Here is a 4,007-nt window from a genome sequence, read left to right as displayed (position 1 = left end):
CCCCGAACGGGGCCGGCCCTGGGGGGGGTGGGGTGCTTCTGTGGTTGCGGCGTTGTCGCGCCAAAATCCGCAGGATCTCGACGTACAGCCACACGACGGTGACCATGATGCCGAAGGCTCCGACCCAGCCGTAGACGCGCGGGGCGCCGTTGCGCACGCCGCGCTGGATCTGGTCGAAGTCGAGCACCAGCGAGTAGGCGGCCATGATCACGACGAGCACGCCGAGGATCAGGCCGATCGGGATGCCGGCGATCGTGGCGCTGCGCAGACCGAACGCCATACCGTCAGGCAGCACGCCGAACAGCATGAGGCCGACGTTGAGCAAGCTGAAGACGAGGTAGCCGACCATCGCGATCATGAAGATCTTCGTGGCTCGCTTCGATGCGCGGATCTTGCCGCTGGCGAAGAGTGCCAGGGTCACACCGACGACCGACAGGGTCGCGAGGGTGGCCTGCACGACGATGCCGGGGAGCTGGAACTCGAAGAACGCCGAGATGCCGCCGATGAAGAGGCCTTCGAACGCCGCGTAGGCGATGAAGACGGGGACCGAGGGCTTCTTCTTGAACGTCGCGACCATCGCGAGCACGAAGCCGACGAGGCCACCGATGAGCATCGGGGCGACGCTCGGGGTCGGGTTGGCGGCGGTGACGCCGCTCATCGTCCAGATCCAACCGACGACGGCGGTCACGACGAGGATGCCGAAGAGGCCCAGCGTCTTCATGACGGTGTCTTCGACGGTCATACGGCCGGTGTCGACGGCGCTCGCGGACGGAGCCGCATACGCGCCTTCGATCGATGCGGCGGCGGCGGGATCGACGGCCGGGGGCGGGCTGTAGCGCGTGTTCGCGCCACCGGCTCGAGGGTCCTGGAACGCCGGGTTGTTGAATGCCGGGTTGTTGAGGGCCACGGGAACTCACACTCCAAAGATGGTGATCACAGCACCGTGCTGTCAGACAACACTAGCTGAGGAGCGTGTCTGATTCGTTGGGGTGACTGGGATTCTGCTATGAGCGATACGGCCGTTCACCTCGCGCTCGTACGCTGCCCGGATGCCCCTCGTCATCGGTCATCGCGGCGCTCCCGGATATCTCCCGGAGCATTCTCGCGGCTCTTATCAGCGTGCGATCTCGGCCGGAGTGGATGCCATCGAGCCCGACGTCGTCCCCTCGCGCGACGGCGTCCTCGTCGTACGGCATGAGAACGAGATCGGGTCGACGACCGACGTCGCCACGCGACCCGAGTTCGCCGACCGGCGCACGTCGAAGGTCGTCGACGGGGAGCGTCTGACCGGCTGGTTCACCGAGGATCTCACCTGGGATGAACTGCGCACGCTCCGGTGTCGCGAGCGCATCCCCACTCTGCGGCCCGACAGCGCCGCTCACGACGACACCGAACCCATCCTCCGGCTGCGCGACGTGCTCGACCTGGCGCGCGCGGGAGGACTGGGCGTCGTCCTCGAGATCAAGCACGCGGCATCCTTCGCCCGGCTCGGGTTCGACATGGCGGAGCTCGTCGACGCGGAGCTTCGCGAGGCGGGATGGGCGGATGCCGCGGACGCCCTCGTCATCGAGTCCTTCGAGCCGCTGGTGCTCTCTCGGCTGCGGGGGCGCGGCATCCGGGTCCCTCTCGTGCAGCTCATCGACAGCGAGGGGGCGCCGTGGGATCTGCGAGAACGCGACGGGGCGGAGGCGGCGACGTACGCCTCGATGGTCACGCGTTTCGGGCTCGATGCGCTGGCCGCGGCGGTCGACGGGATCAGCCCCGACAAACGACTCGTGCTGGCGCCCGACGGTGAGGGGCGCGTTCGTGGACCCGCGCGATTCGTGTCCGAGGCGAGGGATCGCGGCCTGACGGTCTTCACCTGGACGTGTCGGCCCGAGAACGTCTTCCTGCTTCCGCAGCACCGCCTCCCCGGCGGGGACGGCGCATTCGGTGACTACCGCCGTGAGTGGTCCGTGCTGCGCGACGCGGAGCTCGACGGCGTGTTCGTCGATCATCCCGACCTGGGGGTCGATTTCTTCGGGTCTGGTCGAGGCTGACCGGCGGTTTACAGCAACTCAGCCGAACGCCGGAGCGTCGGGCGTGAGCGGAGCGCCTCGAGGCAGGGGCGGGGGTTGGGTCTCGGAGTGCGGTCGGCGGGGGTGCGGTGACGGCCGCGCAACCCCGACGCCCGCTCGGGCCCGCCGCGCGAGGATGACCCCATGACGGTGGATGTGACGGTGGTCGGCGGCGGGATCTCGGGACTCGCGTGCGCGCGTGCGGTGCGGGATGCCGGGCGCTCGGTGCGGGTGCTCGATCGCGGTCGGCGTGTGGGCGGTCGCCTGTCGAGCCGCACGATCGACGGCCGGCCGGTCGATCTCGGAGCTTCGTACTTCGTGGTGGGCGAGGCCGCGGACTTCGGGCACGTCGTCGCCGACTGGGAGGAGCGGGAGCTCGCCCGTCCCTGGACGGACACGTTCCAGGTGATCGACGCAGAAGGCGGGCGGACGCCCAAACCCGGACCGATGCGATGGGCGGCTCCCCTCGGTCTGCGCACGCTCGCCCTGGATCTCGCCGAGGGTCTCGACATCGAATCCGAGCGGGCCGTCGAGCGGGTGAAACCGTATCGGATCGACGGCGAGGAGGCGGGCGAGGTCGTGCTCGCGATGCCGTCGCCGCAGGCCGCCCGCTTGACCGGCGACGCCCCCGGCGGTCCGCAGGAGTGGGAGCCGGTCATCGCGGTCGTGCTGCGGTGGGATGAGCGGCAGTGGGACGCCGACCTGCACGGCGCCTTCGCCGACGGCGACGCCGACGTGTCGTTCATCGCCGACGACGGCGGCCGCCGCGGCGACGGCGCTCCCGTGCTCGTCGTGCACACCACGGCCGATCGGGCGCGACGACACCTCGACGACCCGGATGACGCGATCGCGCCGGTGCTGGCAGCGACGCGTCGTCTGCTGCGCATCGACGCTGATCCCGTCAGCACGCACGCGCATCGCTGGACCTTCGCACGGCCCGCGCAGGCGACGGGGCAACCTTTCTTCCGTTCGCCCGGGCTGTCCGCGTGCGGAGACGCGTGGGGCGAGAGCGCTGCCGTCCGCACGGCGTGGACGTCGGGCGATGCGCTGGGGCGGGCGCTCGCTGCATCCTGAGATCCGGCGCCCGCCTCGACGTCGGTCCTCGTTCCGACGCGGTGCAGATGCGCGGCGCGCGTTCTCGATGCAGGCTCCCGGGACGAACGCGTCGATGCCGTCCACGACGTGCGACACGCCCGGGTGTCCGCGCCCGACGGGTGACAGGCCGAGCCGCGGAATCGCCTGCCGATCCTGCGTGGCCGACCGGTGCAGGGCCGGATGCCGTGTCGGAGGCCCCCTCTAGGGTGGGGCGCATGGATGCCGGTATCGACGTCGCGGGAGTCAAACGGTCCTTCGGGGCGGTTCACGCCGTGCGCGAGGTCACCTTCACCGCGGCACCCGGACGGGTGACGGGGCTGGTCGGCCCGAACGGCTCGGGCAAGACGACCCTCATGCTCATGCTCGCCTCGCTATTGCAGCCCGACGCGGGGCGAATGAGTCTCGGCGGCGTCGACCCCGTGGCCGACCCGGCCGGGGTGAGGCGGCTCCTCGGATGGATGCCGGACTCCCTCGGCGCCTGGCCCAGCCTCACCGCGCGCGAGGTACTGGTGGCCACCGCGCAGCTCTACGATCTCTCGCGCGAGGCCGCGCGTGCGCGCGCCGACGAGCTGCTCGCGCTCGTCGACCTGAGCGCGCTCGCCGCGTCGCCCGCCCGCGTGTTGTCTCGCGGGCAGAAGCAGCGCCTCGCCCTCGCGCGAGCGCTCGTCCACGACCCCCGCGTGCTGCTTCTCGACGAGCCGGCATCGGGTCTCGATCCTCAGGCGCGCATCGCCCTGCGCGTGCTGCTGCGACGTCTCGCTGCCGAGGGTCGCACCATCCTCATCTCGAGCCATGTGCTCTCGGAACTCGAAGAGGTCGTCGACGACGCGGTCTTCCTCGTCGACGGACGTACGG

Annotated in this window: 4 protein-coding genes; 3 read left to right on the top strand and 1 reads right to left on the bottom strand. The window is 70.5% G+C overall.

The window, feature by feature from the left end; translation table 11 throughout:
• A partial coding sequence (locus tag RWP81_RS14975) for a Bax inhibitor-1/YccA family protein (RefSeq protein ID WP_314457424.1) occupies window positions 1-907 on the bottom strand: 907 nt, incomplete at its 3' end.
• 142 nt (window positions 908-1,049) lie between these two features.
• Between RWP81_RS14975 and RWP81_RS14970 the strand changes: the two genes are divergently transcribed.
• From RWP81_RS14970 to RWP81_RS14960, 3 genes are all read left to right on the top strand, one after another.
• Window positions 1,050-2,039 carry a glycerophosphodiester phosphodiesterase family protein gene (locus RWP81_RS14970; RefSeq protein WP_314457422.1) on the top strand — a complete coding sequence of 330 codons (990 nt, stop codon included), beginning with the start codon at window positions 1,050-1,052 and terminating at the stop codon, window positions 2,037-2,039.
• Window positions 2,040-2,201: 162 nt separating this feature from the next.
• Entirely contained in the window at window positions 2,202-3,131 is a 930-nt protein-coding gene (locus RWP81_RS14965; RefSeq protein ID WP_314457420.1) for an FAD-dependent oxidoreductase, read from the top strand.
• A 236-nt stretch (window positions 3,132-3,367) separates the two neighbouring features.
• Window positions 3,368-4,007 (top strand): ABC transporter ATP-binding protein (locus tag RWP81_RS14960; RefSeq protein ID WP_314457418.1); only part of this gene is annotated, 640 nt, incomplete at its 3' end.

The organism is uncultured Microbacterium sp. (assembly GCF_963521695.1).
Classification (GTDB): domain Bacteria; phylum Actinomycetota; class Actinomycetes; order Actinomycetales; family Microbacteriaceae; genus Microbacterium.
Note: the sequence above shows the minus strand (reverse complement) of the source record. Positions and strands in the feature narration are given on the sequence as shown.